The following is a 15,981-nucleotide window of genomic DNA, read 5'->3' as shown; positions in this document are numbered from 1 at the left end:
CTGGCATCTCAATTGTCGGAAGGCACGATGTGCGCGGGCAGAGCTTGAGCCTGGCGGTGGGTGTGGCGATGCACCAGGGTGCGTACCGCTTCACACACGCGCTCGGTGGTGATGCCAAAGTGCGCATACAAAGCAGGGGCCGGAGCCGACTCACCAAAGCTGTTCATACCAATCACCATGCCGGTACGGCCCACGTATTTGCGCCAAAAATCCGGGTGCGCGGCTTCCACCGCCACGGTGGGCAAACCCAACGGCAAGACCATGTCCTGGTAAGCCTCGCTTTGCCGGTCAAACACATTGGTGCAGGGCATGGACACCACCCGTGTGGCCACGCCTTGGGTGGCCAGTTCGGCTTGCGCTTTCATGGCCAAAGAGGTCTCGGACCCTGTGGCCACGATGATGGCTTGGGCCCCCGGCATGTCGCTCAGGATGTAGCCGCCTTGGCGCACCTTGGCCGCATCGGCGGCGTCGGTCAACAACTGCGGCAGGTTCTGGCGCGACAGCGCCAAAGCGCTCGGGCCATCGCGGCGTTCCACCGAACAGGCCCAGGCCACAGCCGTTTCCAAGCCATCGGCGGGGCGCCACACATCCAGCCCCGGGATGATGCGCAAGCTGGGTACATGCTCCACGCTTTGGTGCGTGGGGCCGTCTTCGCCCAACCCAATCGAGTCGTGCGTGAAGACATGGATCACGCGCTTTTTCATGAGCGCTGCCATGCGGATGGCATTGCGCGAATAGTCCGAGAACGTCAGGAATGTGCCGCCATAAGGGATGTATCCCCCATGCAGCGCCATGCCGTTCATGATGGCGGCCATGCCAAACTCGCGCACGCCATACGAGAGGTGGTTGCCCCAGGTGTCGCGGCCCGCTTTGGTACAAGTTTTGAAGTTGGTCAGGTTGGAGCCCGTCAGGTCGGCGCTGCCGCCAAAAAACTCGGGCAACAAGGGGGCCAACACATCGAGCGCATTTTGGCTGGCTTTGCGGGTGGCCACGGCATCGGGTTTGGCCACGATGGCCGCCAAAGCTTTTGCCAGCCCCTGGGCGTAGGCCTCACCCAAGTCGCCTTTCATGCGACGCTCAAATTCAACCGCCTCTTCCGGGTAGCGACTTTGATAGGTGGCAAAGCGCTCCCGCCATTGGCTTTCGGCCCGTGTGCCACTGGCCCGGGCATCCCATGCAGTGGCCACATCGGCAGGCACTTCAAAGGGCGCGTAAGGCCAGTTCAGCGCTTCGCGGGTGGCGGCCACTTCGGCAGCGCCCAGCGCTGCGCCGTGCACATCGTGGGTGCCCGCTTTGTTGGGTGAACCCATGCCGATCACGGTTTGGCAGCAAATCAGCGTGGGTTTGCCGTTCGCACTGTGGGCTTGCGCCTTGGCCGCTTCGATGGCGGCGTTGACCGCTTGCGGGTCATGCCCATCCACCTTGGCGATCACGTTCCAGCCATAGGCCTCAAAGCGCTTGGGCGTGTCGTCCGTGAACCAGCCTTCCACATGGCCATCGATCGAGATGCCGTTGTCGTCGTACAGCGCCACCAGTTTGGACAGGCGCAAGGTGCCCGCCAGCGAACAAGCCTCGTGGCTGATGCCTTCCATCAGGCAGCCATCGCCCAGGAACACATAGGTCATGTGGTCCACGATGTCCAGGCGCTGACCGTCTTCTTCGCGGTTGAATTCATCGGCCAGCAGCTTTTCGGCCAGCGCCATGCCCACGGCGTTGGTGATGCCTTGGCCCAGTGGGCCGGTGGTGGTTTCCACGCCAGGCGTGATGTCCACTTCAGGGTGGCCAGGGGTCTTGCTGTGCAGTTGGCGGAACTTTTTCAGCTCATCCAAAGGCAGGTCGTAACCTGTCAGGTGCAGCAAGGCATAAATCAGCATGGAGCCGTGGCCGTTGGACAACACAAAACGGTCGCGGTCAGCCCATTGCGGGTTGAGTGGGTTGTGTTTCAGGTGCCGGTTCCACAGCACTTCGGCGATGTCGGCCATGCCCATAGGGGCACCGGGGTGGCCAGACTTGGCGGCTTCGACGGCGTCAACGGCCAGCATGCGCACGGCGTTGGCCATGCGGCGCGCCATCTCGGGAGTGGGGTGTTTTTCAACGGTGTTCATGGGCTTTTTCTCCGCTTCAAACCTGACCCAGCGCACGTTTACGGCGCTCCATCATCCGCCAGACAAAAGGCGTGAAGATCAGCTGCATGGCGATTTCCATCTTGCCCCCGGGCACCACGATGGTGTTGGCACGGCTCATCCAAGAGTCATTGATCATGTTGAGCAAGTAGGGAAAGTCGATGCCTTTGGGGTTGGCAAAACGGATCACCACCACGCTTTCATCGGCCGACGGAATGTCGCGCGAAATGAAGGGGTTGGAGGTGTCGACCAAAGGCACTCGTTGGAAATTGACATGCGTGTGCTCAAACTGCGGCACGATGTAGTTCACATAGTCGGGCATGCGGCGCAAGATGGTGTCGGTCACGGCCTCTGTGCTGTAGCCGCGCTGATGCTTGTCACGCCAGAGTTTCTGAATCCATTCGAGGTTGATGACGGGCACCACACCCACGCGCAAGTCGGGGTGCTGCGCGATGTTGTGCTCGGGCGTGACCACGGCGCCGTGCAAGCCCTCGTAAAACAGCATGTCGGTGTCGTTCGGCAAGTCTTCCCAGGGTGTGAACGTGCCGGGGTCTTGTTGATAAGGCGCGGCCTCTTCGGCGTTGTGCAGGTATTTGCGTGACTTGCCCTGACCCGTGGCGCCGTAGGTGCGAAACAGATTTTCAATTTCGCCAAACAGGTTGTTCTCGGCGCTGAAATGGCTGAAATGTTTGTTGCCATCTTTTTCAGCTTCAGCGCCACGTTGCTTCATTTCTTTGCGGTCAAAGCGGTGAAAGCTGTCGCCTTCGATGATGGCCGCTTTCACGCCTTCGCGGCGGAAGATGTTCGAGAACGTGCGTGTCACCGTTGAGGTGCCTGCGCCCGAAGAACCGGTGATGGCGATGATGGGGTGGCGTTCAGACATGGGAATCTCCTTGTTGTTTTTTCAATCGTTTTGAAATCGGGCTCAGTCCCGGAACAGGCTGCGTTCGGCAAACAGCGGTGCAAAACTGTCTTGCTTGGGCGGCTCGGCGTGGTAACGCTCGATGCGCTCGACCTCGTTTTTGGAGCCAAACACCAGGCCAATGCGCTGGTGCAAGCTGGTGGGCTGCACACTCAACATGGGCACCTGTCCCGTGCTGGCGCGTCCACCGGCTTGTTCCATGATGAAGCCGACTGGATTGGCCTCGTACAGCAGGCGCAGACGGCCGGGCTTGCTCGGATCTTTGGTGTCACGGGGGTACATGAACACACCGCCGCGCATCAGAATGCGGTGGGCTTCGGCCACCATGGAGGCGATCCAGCGCATGTTGAAGTCCTTGCCACGCGGGCCGGTTTTACCGGCCAGGCATTCGTCCACATAGCGCTTGACCGGGGCTTCCCAAAAGCGGCTGTTGGAGGCGTTGATGGCGAACTCTTGGGTGTCTTCGGGCACGCGCAATTCGGGGTGCGTCAGCATGAACTCGCCCATCACCGGGTCCAGCGTGAAACCCGCCACGCCATTGCCCACACTGAGCACCAACATGGTGGTGGGGCCATACAAGGCGTAACCGGCAGCAATCTGGCGGGTTCCCGGCTGGAAGAAATCAGCCTCGGTCAAAGGCCCGCCTTCGGCGGTGGCATCCGGTGCACGCAGCACACTGAAAATGCTACCCACCGACACGTTCACATCGATGTTGCTGGAGCCATCCAGCGGATCAAAAACCAGCAGGTATTTGCCCCGGGGGTGTTGCGCTGGAATGTCATAGGGCAAATCCATTTCTTCAGAGGCCATGCCCGCCAAATGACCGCCCCACTCGTTCATGCGAATGAACAATTCATTGCTCACCACGTCCAGCTTTTTCTGAGTCTCGCCTTGTACGTTGATGCTGCCGCCTGCATCAGCCGCGTGGTTGCCATACATGTCGGCCAAAGCGCCGTAGGCGACCGATTTGGCGATGGCTTTACAGGCCATGGCCACATCCAAAATCAGGGCATTGAAGTCACCACTGGCATCGGGATAACGGCGACGCTCTTCGATCAGGTACTGCGTCAAGGTGGGTGTGGTGCGGGGGCTCAAGGACATGGGGTCAACACTCTCTGAAGTTTTAAAAATTCTGGAATTCGGAATTCAATTCAAGGCACAGCGGCTTGCTTGAGGGCTTGCATCACACCCCGATAGCCCCCATCGGCGTCGGGCGCACCGAACACGGCGCTGCCCGCCACGCAGGTGTCGGCACCGGCCGCCACGATCTGGGCGATGTTGTCGGTCTTCACGCCGCCGTCCACCTCCAGCACGATGGGCTGACCACCCCGGGCCACATGGGTGTTGATGCGCTGGCGGGCCGCTTGCAGCTTGGGCAAGGTCGAGGGGATGAATTTTTGGCCACCAAAACCAGGGTTGACGCTCATGAGCAAGACCACGTCCAAGCGGTCCATCACATGGTCCATCCACTCCAGCGGCGTAGCCGGGTTGAACACCAGGCCCGCTTTGCAGCCGTGGTCGCGGATCATTTGCAAAGTGCGGTCCACATGGCGGCTGGCTTCGGGGTGAAAGGTGATGATGTTGGCCCCGGCCTTGGCAAACAAGGGCACCAGCGCATCTACGGGCTCGACCATCAAATGCACATCGATCGGGATCTGGACATGCGGGCGGATCGCCTCGCACACCAACGGGCCAATGGTGAGGTTGGGCACGTAATGGTTGTCCATTACGTCAAAGTGCACCCAATCCGCGCCTGCGGCTTCAATGGCGCGGACCTCTTCGCCCAAACGGGCAAAGTCGGCGGACAAGATGGAGGGGGCAATGCGGACGGTGCTCATGCGGTGGCCTTGAAAGCGGATTGGTGCCATTCACGCAACTGCGCCAGCCCCACGCCATCGAGGCTGGGGACAATGCGCAATGCGCCTTTGAAATCGTGATCGGCAGTGAAATCGTTGGGGGTGATGACCGTTGACAAACCTGCGGCCACAGCGGCGTGCAGACCGTTTTCGGAATCCTCAAACGCCAGGCAATGCTCTGGCGCAAGCCCAAGGCGGGACAGGGTTTGCTGGTAGACCATCGGATCGGGTTTTTTGCGCGGTGCAGTCGAAGCGTCTTCGATGACCGAGAAATTCAACTTCCAATCTGGACCGATGGCTTGTCGCAGCAAAGCCGCGATGTTGACGGGCGAGGTGGTGGTGGCAATGGCCAGCCTGAGCCCCGCCGCACTGGCCGCTGACAGCAGCGCCAGCACCCCGGGGCGCATCTGCACCGCACCGTCTTGCACGGCTTGCTCGTAAGCGGCGGTCTTGATCTCGTGCAGGTGATCAATCGTCTCCTGCATGCCCGCACCCGTGATGTCCTTGGGCTGGGTCCCCAGGGTTTGCCAATACGCCTTGATGCGCTCTTTGCCGCCTGAGACGGCCAACAAGCGGGTGTACAGCGGCACATCCCAGCGCCAGTCCATCCCCATCTCTGCAAAGGCGTGGTTGAACGCTGCCAAATGGGCCATTTCGGTGTCGGCCAAGGTGCCGTCGACATCAAAGATCAGTGCTTGGAGCATGGGGTGGAGCCCTTCGTGAGGAAGAAGGGCTCCACTTTAAAAAGGTCTGAGGCTCAGGACAATTCAATATTGGCAATCGATTAATTAAGCAATGGCTTAACGTATTCGGGTGCGAACCTCTCATTCAGATGAATATGCCAAAGTAACTGCCAAATCACCCAATTGACCGCCAATTTTGACAGTCAACCAACACGCCTACCCTTTGCGCGCTTGAGAAGGCAAGCTAAACGACTCGGCACGTTTAATGCTTCAACACGAGTACTCAACTTTGGGACGTCTCACACATGATCGGTCTTTACCCCACTTGGTTCGAACCGGGCGTGGGCAGTGGTTGGGTGGTGGGCTTGATTGCCACCATCCACGTGCTGTTCTCACACACCTCGGTCGGCGCGGCCATCTTCTTTGCTTGGTTGGCCAACCACGCACACCGCCACAACAAACCCGAGTTGCTCGAATTCATCAGGCGCTACGGCCTGTTCTTGCTGGTGTTCAGTTACGTCTTGGGCTCCATCACCGGCCCCGGCATTTGGTTCGCCACCACGGTGGCCAGCCCGCGCGGGATCTCGGCGCTGATCCACAGTTTTGTGTGGATGTGGGCCACCGAGTGGGTGTTCTTTGTGATCGAGGTGGTGGGCGTCTACATGCTGGTCTATTTGGCAGGTCGCATCGACGTCAAAACCCACACCCGCATCGCCGTGATCTTTGGCTTGACCTCCTACACCACCATGTTGGTGATCGTGGGCATCTTGAGCTTCATGATGTGGCCGGGCAACGCCAACTGGACCGAGACCGGTGGTGTGCTCAACGCCTTCTTTGGCCCCAACACCTTTGCGCAGCTGGGCATGCGCACGGCCTTTATGTTCACCATCACCGCCGTGGTGGGTGGCATTGTGGTCGGTAGCTTCAAAGACCTGGCGGTGAAAAAACAGATCGGCCGCCAGTTGGCCGTGCTGGGCATGGCCGCTGCGGTCATTGGCGCGCTCATGCTGCAGTGGTACTTGGCCACCTTGCCCGAAACCGCTGAAGTGGTGTTGGAAAACCGCTTGCCCGCGCACTTCCCCATGGCCTTGATGGCCGCAGTGGGCGGCACCATCGCTTACTTCTTGCTCACCTTGGTGCAGCCCCGGGCCATCGTCTCGGGCTTGGCCGGTGTGATGACGGTGGTGATTTTGGTCTTTGGCCTGTGGCCCGAAGAGGTGGCGCGCGAGTCCATCCGCAAGCCTTGGGTGGCCGGTCAGTACGTCTACTCCAACCAAGTCGTGGGTCGCGACGTGCCCGGCATGGGCGTGAAGTCCGAGATCCCGACCATCGAAGCCCACGGTTTCTTGAAGACCCATGTGTTCATGCCCGAGCACCTGCGCACCGTGACGGACGCCAACCGCGTGGAAGCCGGTCGTGCTTTGGCCTTGGCCACTTGCTCGAACTGCCACTCGCTTTCCAGCACCGGCATGCGTCCCTTGGCCCAATACTTTGTGGGCACCCACAGCGAAGCCGACGTCGCCACGTACTTGCAAGCCGCTTTGTCGGGTGGCAACACCTTGTACATGCCCCAGGTGCCGTTGAACGACGTCGAAGCGCGTGCCTTGGCCGCCTTCATCCAGTCCATTGCCAAGCCACTCGCCTCAGTGCAAGCGGTGCAGGCCAAGGAGTAAACCCATGACCCCTGAAATGCTCTACGCCTTGCGCGATCAAGCGGGTGTGCCTTCGCACCCGGTGATCTTCCTGATCTTGGGTGTGCTCACCTTCGCCCTGCACATCGCAGCGGTGCAGGTCATGCTCGGTGCGGCCACGTTGACCTTGCGCGGCGCCTTCCAAGCCGATGTGAAATGGCGCCGCTTGGCCAGCGCCATGCTCGTGACCGCCAAGATCGCCGTCTCGGTGGCCATCGTGATCGGTGTGGCCCCGCTGCTGTTCGTGCAGGTGGTCTACGACCCCTTCTGGTACACGTCCAACGTTTTGTCGGCTTGGTGGGTGATCGGCTTCATCGTCTTGCTCATCGGTGGCTACATCGCCATGTACGCCTTCTACTGGAAGAACCACGACATCGTGGCCGACGGTGGCCGTGGTGGCTATTGGATGGTCTTGTCCATCGTGCTCTTGTTGGCGGTGGGCTTCATCGTGCACAGCTTGAGCAACCAGATGTTCTACCCCGAGCGTTGGATCGAGTGGTACGCCCCCGGTGGTCAGATTGACCCCAGCGGCCACAGCTTGCACCAGTGGCACATGGCGCGTTTCTTGTTCTTCATCGCTTTGTCCGCGCCCGTCACCGGTGCCTGGTTGTTGGCCTACCGCCGCTACCTGCAAGGCGCCAAAGAAACCGACGCGGCGTATTTGGGTTTTGTGCTGAGCTTGGCCCAGCGCTTGATGGTCATCGGCGGTGTGGTCAGTGTGCTGATCGGCGCGGCTTGGATGATGACCCTGCCCGAAAAAATGCAGTGGTTCGCCGGCTCCGTGTGGATGTGGCTGGCCGTGGCGGCCTTGTTGGCCGTGGTGGCCATGCCCCTGGCTTTGCGCGCACGCCTGGACCGTGGTGTCTGGGGCTATGCCGTGTTTGGCGCCGGTGCGGTGGCTTTGATCGTGGTCGGTGCGGCGCGTGAAGTGCTGCGCTTCGTCACGCTCTTGGGCAGCCACGGTTACGACGCGATGGACTACCGCATCAACATGGACTGGTACAGCACGGTCTTGTTCTTCGTCACCTTTGCGGTGATCGGCGGCACCACGCTGGCTTACTTGCTCACCGTGGCGTGGCAAGCCGGTCAACACAAAGACGGTGTCTACACCCCCAGCCCCGCGGTGACCCGCATGGGCCAATGGTCGGTGAGTCTGTTGGTGGCCTGGACGGTGGCGTATTTCGCCATCGGTTTTTGGGTCTGGGCGCGTTGATCGCCCTGGAGTGAACACATGAACACAAAGCAAACCCCCGTCCGCGCCTTGCCGCGCGGCACGCGCCGCACCGTGGTGGCTTGGAGCGTGATGATCGCCCTGAGCGCCACCGTGGTGGCCTCTCTGACCGCGCGTGCCTTGGCACAAAACGCCGCCGCCCCTGCGCCAGCACCCGTGCCCAACAGCGCGCCCGTGCCGGCCAGCACCATGGCCCACAGCTGCGCGGCGTGCCACGGCACCAACGGCCAGTTGGGCGACGAATCGTTTGCGCCGCTTGCGGGCATGCCCGCTGGCCAATTCGTCAAGACCATGATCGATTTCCGCGAAGGCCGCCGCCCCGCGACCCTGATGGGCTACGTGGCCAAGGGCTTCAGTGATGAAGACCTCAAAGGCATGGGCGCGTTTTTTGAAGCACAAGGAGCGCAACGATGAACCCCACGCACGACACGTCTCGCCGAGAATGGCTCACCCAGGCCTTGGGCCTCTTGTCCGTGGCCGCTGCACCCAGCTTGGCATTTGCCAACAACGCCGCCCACATCGTCATCGTCGGTGGCGGTGTCGGTGGTGCCACCGCCGCCAAATACCTCAAGCTGTTCAACCCGCAACTGCGCGTGACCGTGATCGAAAAGAACCCGGTCTATGTGCGCCCCTACGGTTCATCCGAAGTGCTCAACCAGCACGCCAAGATGGACGATCTGAATGTGAGCTACGACGGCCTCAAGAGCCGCTATGGCATTGAGTTTGTGTTCGACACCGTGACTGGCCTCGACCCACAAGCGCGGGTAATCAGCACCCTGGGCAAGAAGAAAATCGGCTATGACCGCCTGATCGTTTCGCCTGGCATTCAGCTGATGTACAGCGCTTACGAAGGCTACAGCGAAGCCGTGGCCAACCAATCGGTGCCTTCGGGTTGGATCCCGGGTCAGCAAACCGCCTTGTTGGCCAAGCAGCTCCAAGGCATGCGCCAAGGCGGCACCTTTGTGCTGGCCGCGCCACCCAACCCCTACCGCTGCCCGCCCGGCCCCTACGAGCGCGCTGCGCTCATGACAGAGTGGTTTGCCAAGCACAACCCCACGGCCAAGGTCATCATCGTTGACCCCAAAGACAGCTTCGTCACCGACGAGACCATGATGCTGGGCTGGAACCGCTTGTACAACTTCAACCTGCCCGACGACTACGTGCAGAAAATGTCGAGCCAAGTCGAGATGACCCAACACAGCAAGCCCAGCATGCTGAGCTGGGTGCGCGGCAAAGACGGTGGCCGCACGCTCAAGATCGATGCCAAAAACATGCGCATCGAAACCGAAGGCGAGACCATCAAGGCCGACGTCATCAACGTCATTCCTCCCATGAAAGCCGGTCAAGTGGCCGCCACTTTGGGGCTGGCCGACAGCAGCGGTTTTTGCCCGGTACAGCGTCGCACCTTTGCCTCGACCTTGGTGCCCAACGTCTACGTCATTGGCGACGCGAGCATCGCCGACGCCATGCCCAAGAGCGGCTTCTCGGCCAACACCCAAGCCAAGGTGGTGGCACGCGCCATCGTGGAAGAGCTGGCTGGCAAAACCGCGCCCGAACCCCTGTGGGAAAACACCTGCTACGCCTTGGCCGGCAAAGACTACGGCCTGTTCGTGGCCGACGTCTTCAAGATCCAGGCCGACGGCAAGATCGGTCGCATCAACGGCAAAGGCCGTTACCTGCCCCTGAACGCCACCCCCGCGCAGATCAAGCTCGGTGCGCGCTACCAACAAGCTTGGTTGCGCACCTTCACCGCCGATTGCTTTGCCTGAGATGAAGATGCTGGAACGCAACATGACACAAGATCCTCATTCCCACGATCCTTACTTGCAAGAGCTCACCGCCGTGACCGACGGTTGGGCACGCCGTGCGCGCCAGGTGTTCACCGTGGCCGCGGCCGCGGCCTTGGTGGTCGGTGTGGTGGCCAGCCCCTCGCGCGCGTCTGAAACCCAGGCCCCAGCGGCGGCGGCTTGGACGCCCGCCACCTTGCGCACGGCCTTGACGGCCTTGCCCAAAGGCGACGCCGAACGTGGTCGTGTGGTCAACCAGCAGATGTTTTGTGCCTCGTGCCACGGCGAAACCGGCGTGGCCCCCACCCAAAACTGGCCCCACTTGGCCGGCCAAAAAGCCGCCTACACCGCCAAGATGTTGATGGACTACCGCGACCGCCGCCACGTCAACAACAAGGGCGCCGAGTTGATGCACGACATCGCTGTGATGATGACGCCGCAACAAATCGCCGATGTGGGTGCTTATTACGCGGTACAAAAAGCCCCACAAGGCGATGGCACCCCCCGCCCCGTGGCCAAGATCAACCCCGAACAACTGGTGCGCAAAGGCGATCCATCGCGCCTCATCACCCCCTGTGCCAGCTGCCACAGCACGCGTGGCCAGGGCGGCAAGCTGGAAGCGCCTGCGTTGGCTGGCCAAAACCCGCTGTACTTTGTGCGCACCATGCTCGACTACCAAACCGGCCACCGCACCAACGACGCCGCCCAAGGCATGCGCACGTTTGCCATGCGCTTGAGCCGCGAAGAAATCGAAGCCCTGGCCACCTACTACGCCGACTTGCCGGCGCAACGCTGAGGCGGCTGGCGTCATTCGACACAAGCTTTTTGATGGGAGGAATGCCACAGGCGAGCTCATCAGTTGTAGACCCCTCAACCCCATCGATAGAATGAACACCCGTCCCTGAACAGCCCACCAGAGCTTCCCATGAATACCCTGCCAGTAGATGATCCTTTGCGCATTGCGCTGCACAACGAGGTGCATGCCCGACCGAGCGCCCGCATCCGCTTGCCAGCTTTCATCGTCTTGGTGGGTGTGTTCAACAACGGGGTCAGCCGCGAGCAGGAGTGTGAGCACCTCAAGCGACTCCAACCCGATTTGAAGCTCGAGGACATGCAAGGCAACTTTGTTCGCTTGCGCCTGGGGGCCTACACACTCAAGTGGGAGCGGCACACCGAATTCACCCGCTACTCGCTGGTACAGCCGCTGCCTCAAGACGCGGGCCTCGAGGCACAGGACCCAGAACTGTTGTCCTTCCTGGCCTTGCCTGACGGTTGGCTGGCCGCCATTCCCGGGCGCACCTTCGCGGCTGTCAAGCTCATCATGCTGCACGATGACCTGATCGACCCCCAGAAATCCTTGCGCAAAGCTCGACATTGGTTTGGCGAACACACCGTGGTCGCCTCGCGCATGGGCAATCCCGCACACTCGCTGGTAGTGACGGATTTCCGTTTGCGCCCCAGTGGTTTTGAGCGCATCTTGGTGCTGGCCCCCGAATCCACCAGTGACACCCGTGGTGGCCGCATTTCCCAGCGCTTGCTTGAGCTGGAAACTTATCGCCTGATGGCCCTGCGAGGCTTGCCTGTGGCCAAAGCCGTGGGTGCGCAATTAGGTCAGGCTGAGCGCGAACTCGCCGACATCACCGCAGCCTTGCAAAACAAGGCCGCACAAGACCAAAACATGCTGGACCGCCTGATCGGTCTGGCCGCATCGGTCGAACTCATCACCGCCGAACATGCGTTTCGCTTTGCTGCCACCGCCGCTTACAACAAGTTGGTGCGCGAGCGCATTGCGGAGCTGCGCGAGTCGCCCATCAGCGGCACGCAGACCATCGGTGAATTCATGCAACGGCGCTTGTCGCCCGCCATGGCCACGGTGGCTGCCACGGGGCAGCGACTGTCCTCGCTGTCCGAGCGCATCAGTCGCACAAGTGCTTTGCTGCGAACGCGTGTGGACATCGCCACGGAAGAGCAAAACAGCCAATTGCTGGAAAAACTCACCAAAGGCCAGGCGCTTCAACTGCGCTTGCAAACCACAGTGGAAGGCCTGTCGATCGCGGCCATCTCGTATTACGTCATCAGCTTGTTGCTCTACCTGGGCAAAGCCGCCAAGGCCGCAGGCCTGCCCATCCATCCCGAAATGGCCGCAGGCGCATTTGTCCCCCTGGTGCTGTGGCTGGTCTGGCGCACCAACAAGCGCATCCACGACAAGCTGCACCAAGAGCACTGAAGCGAAGCCATTAGCCCAAAGACTTGAGCTTACGGTACAGCGTGCGCTCGCTCATGCCGAGTTGTGCAGCCAGTTCGGCGCGGCTGCCTTGATGGGCCGCAAGCAGTCGACGCAGCTCTGCAGCACTGGCTTCTTGCAAGCTGCGCATGGGCATGCCCAGAGGTGGTTCAGGAATGCGCTCGCGTTCGCTGCCCCCCGTACTCAGGGCCAAGGTGATGTGCTCAGCTTCCAGGGTTTGTCCATCACACAACAAGGCGCTGCGCTCGAGCAGGTTGCGCAATTCGCGCACATTGCCCCGAAAGTGTTGACACTCCAACACCGCCAAGCCCGCCGCTGACAAGCGCAAGCGCCGCTGTGGTGCCACACGTTCGAGCAAAGAAGGCACCAACAAGGCCAAGTCACCATGGCGCTCACGCAACGGCGGCACTGCAATCGGAAACACACTCAATCGGTAGTAAAGGTCTTCGCGGAAATCACCTTGTGCCACCATGCCCGCCAAATCACGGTGCGTGGCAGCCACTATGCGCAAATCGGTATGGCGTAACTCGGTGCTGCCCACGCGGCGGTGTGTACCAGACTCCAACAAACGCAAGAGCTTGACTTGCATGGCCAAAGGTATGTCGCCCACCTCGTCCAAAAACAAAGTGCCCCCATGCGCCACCTCCACCAAGCCGGGCTTGGCTTGGTTGGCACCGGTAAAGGCCCCTCGCTCGTGGCCAAACAGCTCAGACTCGAACAGGCTCTCGGTCAAACTGGCGCAGTCCACCACCACCAGGGGTTTTCGCGCGCGTGGACTGGCTTCGTGGAGGGCTCGGGCCAGAAGTTCTTTGCCCGTTCCGGATTCGCCCAACAACAAGACGCTGGCCTTGGCGGGAGCCACCCGCGCCAACAATTCCAGCATGCGCTGGAATGCAGCCGAGCGACCAATCAGCCCTTGCGCAAGAGGGGCCGAACTGGCCAAGGGCATGGTGGCCATTTTTTCAACGTAAAAAGCAGGCTGCTCATCCTCTCCCAAGATGGGGGTCAATTCAATGTTCACGTACTCCTCGCCATGCGCCGTGTGGTGCAGGTGCAAAACCCGTTCGACCTGCCTGGATTGACGCGAACGGGCCATAGGACACGATTCACCGGCTTGGTCGCAGGGCACGTCGATGTGGTGCGAGACTTGATAGCAGCAGCGCCCCACCACAGTTTGGCCTTGGCCGTAATCGCGCTGGTAGGCGGTGTTGGCCGCAATGATGCGGTAGTCGGGGTCAAAAACGATGTGCGGTTCAGGCAGGCCGTCAAGGTAAGCAATGAGTTCTTTGGGCGTGGGCATGGTCAATCCAAAATGGCTGCCCGAAGTATGACATTGACCGTCATATTTGACAGAACCTGTCAGCAAATATCGGTTCATTTCAAGGACTCGCCTGCACCTTATGGTTGGCATGGATATTGAGTACCTCATTTTCATCCGCCAATGCGTGTTTTTTGCAACGGGCAGCAGGCCCACTTCGTCACTTTGGAAATCAAGCAACCCGTGTTCTCTTCAGATCTGAATTTGTTGTTATGGATGGCCATCTTGGGCAGCGCAGGGGCCATGCTCGGTTACTGGATGCTCAGCGACATCAAAGCCTGCGTGCCCTACCTGTTGGCCGTCTCGGGGGCCAGTTTTTTGTACATCGCCTTGGGCGATCTCTTGCACAGTTTGCACATACGCCAACAGCACAGCCTCTTGTCCCTTTTGATGCTGCTTCTGGGCATTCTGACCATTGTGTTGATTCGCGCCGGGAAATCATGAGCGCCGTCATGTTCATTCACCCTTCAACCCATTGATCCATGAAACTCTTTCCATTCATTCGCGGCGCCATCGTCGCTTTGGGCTTGCAACTTATGGGCGCCGCCTACGCTGAGCCCGTCTCTACTGGTCAAGTTTTGCCCACATTGCCCATCCATGATCAACATGAGCGCCCCTGGCAAGTGACCCACAACACGCGCCTGCTGATTTTGGCCACCAACCGCGCAGCATCCGGTGTCCTGCAAAACCTTCTGAACACGCAAGACAAAAACTTTCTGCACAGTCGACAAGCCGTTTATGCCGCCGATCTCAGCCGCATGCCAGGCCTCATCACACGCAGCTTCGCCTTGCCTGCATTGCGCGAACTTGCCTACCCCGTGGGCATCGTCATGAACGGTCAACTGCTCAAAGACTGGCCACGCCATGACAAAGCCATCACCTTGCTTTGGTTAAACAAGGGAACGCTCGAACGCATCGAATTTGCCCAAGATGACACCCAGTTGCGCCATGCGCTGGGCCTTTGATTTTTCACCCAACCAGGAGTCTTTCATGAAAAAAACCCTCGCCCTGATCACCGCCCTCAGCCTCATGGGTGCCGCTCACGCTGAAGATCTGTTTGTCAACATCCATAGCGGCCAGGCCATGGCCCAAGGTGCGGGCTTGGTGCTGGCCGGCCAGGCCTTGGAGCAAAAAGCCCAGGTGCGCGTGCTGCTGTGCGATGCCGCTGGCGACATCGCCTTGGTCGGCAAAGAAATGTCCACGCTCAAGCCCCGCAACGTCACGCCCCAACAGATGCTGCAAGGCCTGATCAAAGGCGGTGCCAAAGTGGAAGTCTGCGCCTTGTACTTGCCCAACACGGGCAAACAAGCCAGTGACTTGATCCCCGGCGTCACACCCGCCAAACCCGCTGACGTGGCGGCCCACCTGCTCAAGGCCCATGTGAAAACTCTGGGCTTCTGATTCACTACTGCGCGGTAGCGTCCAAACGCCTGGCGTTCACCCGCCAGGCGTTTTTTCATGGCGCGTCATGACGGCAGCAAACCATATGACACCGACTGCCATGAATGACAGAAACCACCATGGAAAGAAACTTTTTGTATTACAACAAAGCCAATGCAAGTTGGCACGGATCTTGGATGACATGGCTCATGATGAATCTCCATCCAACTGAAAGCGCCACATGACCACACCTTACGATGCTTTGGGCGGTGCACAAGCTGTACGGACGTTGGTCGATCGCTTTTACACCTTGATGGACGAGTGGCCTGAGACTGATGCCTTGCGCCAGCTTCACCCACAAGACTTGAGCGGCGCACAACAAAGCCTGTTTGACTTTTTATCAGGCTGGCTCGGTGGTCCCGCGCTGTACACCGAGAAAAACGGCCACCCACGCTTGCGCATGCGCCACATGCCTTACGCCATTGGCTTGGCTGAACGCGACCAGTGGATGATGTGCATGCGTCAAGCGCTCACAGAACAAGTCAGTGACAGTGTTTTGCGCACTGCTTTGATACAAGCGTTTGAACAAATGGCTTCCCACATGGTCAACGTCTGTGCGGCCACACCCCTTTCTTCTTCGACCGCAGAGCTGCAACCATGACATCTTTACCAATGCCTTGCATCCTGATGGCCGACATGCAGACATCAACGCCCTCTGTCGCAGCGACGACATGGGCGGCATGAC

The 15,981-nt window shown here is 60.1% G+C and carries 16 protein-coding genes; 10 read left to right on the top strand and 6 right to left on the bottom strand.

All coding sequences use genetic code 11. From position 1 onward, the window contains the following. Positions 1–8: 8 nt before the first annotated feature. The 5 genes from tkt to B9Z50_RS13645 are packed head-to-tail and all read right to left on the bottom strand — an operon-like array spanning position 9 to position 5,605. On the bottom strand, positions 9–2,105 hold the full coding sequence (gene tkt / locus B9Z50_RS13665) for a transketolase (protein WP_233249876.1): 2,097 nt from the start codon (positions 2,103–2,105) through the stop codon (positions 9–11). A gap of 16 nt (positions 2,106–2,121) precedes the next feature. Continuing rightward, a complete protein-coding gene (locus B9Z50_RS13660) occupies positions 2,122–3,006 on the bottom strand; it encodes a phosphoribulokinase (protein WP_108365241.1) in 885 nt (294 codons plus the stop codon). Between the two features lie 42 nt (positions 3,007–3,048). Then, entirely contained in the window at positions 3,049–4,146 is a 1,098-nt protein-coding gene (locus B9Z50_RS13655; RefSeq protein WP_108365239.1) for a class 1 fructose-bisphosphatase, read from the bottom strand. A gap of 50 nt (positions 4,147–4,196) precedes the next feature. After that, entirely contained in the window at positions 4,197–4,883 is a 687-nt protein-coding gene (gene rpe, locus B9Z50_RS13650) for a ribulose-phosphate 3-epimerase (RefSeq protein ID WP_108365237.1), read from the bottom strand. Continuing rightward, positions 4,880–5,605 carry an HAD-IA family hydrolase gene (locus B9Z50_RS13645; protein WP_108365235.1) on the bottom strand — a complete coding sequence of 242 codons (726 nt, stop codon included), beginning with the start codon at positions 5,603–5,605 and terminating at the stop codon, positions 4,880–4,882. Before B9Z50_RS13645 ends, rpe begins: the two co-directional genes overlap by 4 nt. 284 nt (positions 5,606–5,889) lie before the next feature. Between B9Z50_RS13645 and B9Z50_RS13640 the strand changes: the two genes are divergently transcribed. The 6 genes from B9Z50_RS13640 to B9Z50_RS13615 all read left to right on the top strand — a co-directional run bounded on the left by B9Z50_RS13640 (position 5,890) and on the right by B9Z50_RS13615 (position 12,520). Continuing rightward, positions 5,890–7,257 carry a c-type cytochrome gene (locus B9Z50_RS13640; protein ID WP_108365233.1) on the top strand — a complete coding sequence of 456 codons (1,368 nt, stop codon included), beginning with the start codon at positions 5,890–5,892 and terminating at the stop codon, positions 7,255–7,257. Between the two features lie 4 nt (positions 7,258–7,261). Continuing rightward, positions 7,262–8,488 (top strand): hypothetical protein, encoded by a 1,227-nt coding sequence (locus B9Z50_RS13635; protein WP_108365231.1) that lies wholly within the window; start codon positions 7,262–7,264, stop codon positions 8,486–8,488. Positions 8,489–8,506: 18 nt separating this feature from the next. Next, positions 8,507–8,920, top strand: a complete 414-nt coding sequence (locus B9Z50_RS13630; RefSeq protein WP_108365229.1) for a cytochrome c class I — start codon at positions 8,507–8,509, stop codon at positions 8,918–8,920. After that, a complete protein-coding gene (locus tag B9Z50_RS13625) occupies positions 8,917–10,275 on the top strand; it encodes an FCSD flavin-binding domain-containing protein (protein WP_108365227.1) in 1,359 nt (452 codons plus the stop codon). The genes B9Z50_RS13630 and B9Z50_RS13625 overlap by 4 nt, the downstream gene beginning before the upstream one ends. Positions 10,276–10,297: 22 nt before the next feature. Then, the gene (locus tag B9Z50_RS13620) at positions 10,298–11,089 is read left to right on the top strand and encodes a c-type cytochrome (RefSeq protein WP_108365447.1); all 792 of its coding nucleotides are present in this window, start codon (positions 10,298–10,300) and stop codon (positions 11,087–11,089) included. A 129-nt stretch (positions 11,090–11,218) separates the two neighbouring features. Then, on the top strand, positions 11,219–12,520 hold the full coding sequence (locus B9Z50_RS13615) for a DUF3422 family protein (RefSeq protein ID WP_108365225.1): 1,302 nt from the start codon (positions 11,219–11,221) through the stop codon (positions 12,518–12,520). A 10-nt stretch (positions 12,521–12,530) separates the two neighbouring features. Here B9Z50_RS13615 and B9Z50_RS13610 read toward each other — a convergent pair whose 3' ends face one another. Then, complete coding sequence (locus B9Z50_RS13610) at positions 12,531–13,838, bottom strand: sigma-54-dependent Fis family transcriptional regulator (RefSeq protein WP_108365223.1); 1,308 nt, start codon at positions 13,836–13,838, stop codon at positions 12,531–12,533. A gap of 141 nt (positions 13,839–13,979) precedes the next feature. On the opposite strand from B9Z50_RS13610, the gene B9Z50_RS13605 reads away from it, so the two are divergent. From B9Z50_RS13605 to B9Z50_RS13590, 4 genes are all read left to right on the top strand, one after another. Beyond that, the gene (locus B9Z50_RS13605) at positions 13,980–14,300 is read left to right on the top strand and encodes a hypothetical protein (protein ID WP_108365221.1); all 321 of its coding nucleotides are present in this window, start codon (positions 13,980–13,982) and stop codon (positions 14,298–14,300) included. A 38-nt stretch (positions 14,301–14,338) separates the two neighbouring features. Beyond that, the gene (locus B9Z50_RS13600) at positions 14,339–14,821 is read left to right on the top strand and encodes a hypothetical protein (protein WP_108365219.1); all 483 of its coding nucleotides are present in this window, start codon (positions 14,339–14,341) and stop codon (positions 14,819–14,821) included. 25 nt (positions 14,822–14,846) lie between these two features. After that, entirely contained in the window at positions 14,847–15,257 is a 411-nt protein-coding gene (locus B9Z50_RS13595) for a hypothetical protein (protein WP_108365446.1), read from the top strand. 220 nt (positions 15,258–15,477) lie between these two features. Beyond that, positions 15,478–15,897: a group II truncated hemoglobin gene (locus B9Z50_RS13590; protein ID WP_108365217.1), complete on the top strand. Its 420-nt coding sequence runs from the start codon at positions 15,478–15,480 to the stop codon at positions 15,895–15,897. The last annotated feature ends 84 nt before the right edge of the window (positions 15,898–15,981 follow it).

The organism is Limnohabitans sp. Bal53, from assembly GCF_003063355.1.
Lineage (GTDB): Bacteria > Pseudomonadota > Gammaproteobacteria > Burkholderiales > Burkholderiaceae_C > Limnohabitans_A.
Note: the sequence above shows the minus strand (reverse complement) of the source record. Positions and strands in the feature narration are given on the sequence as shown.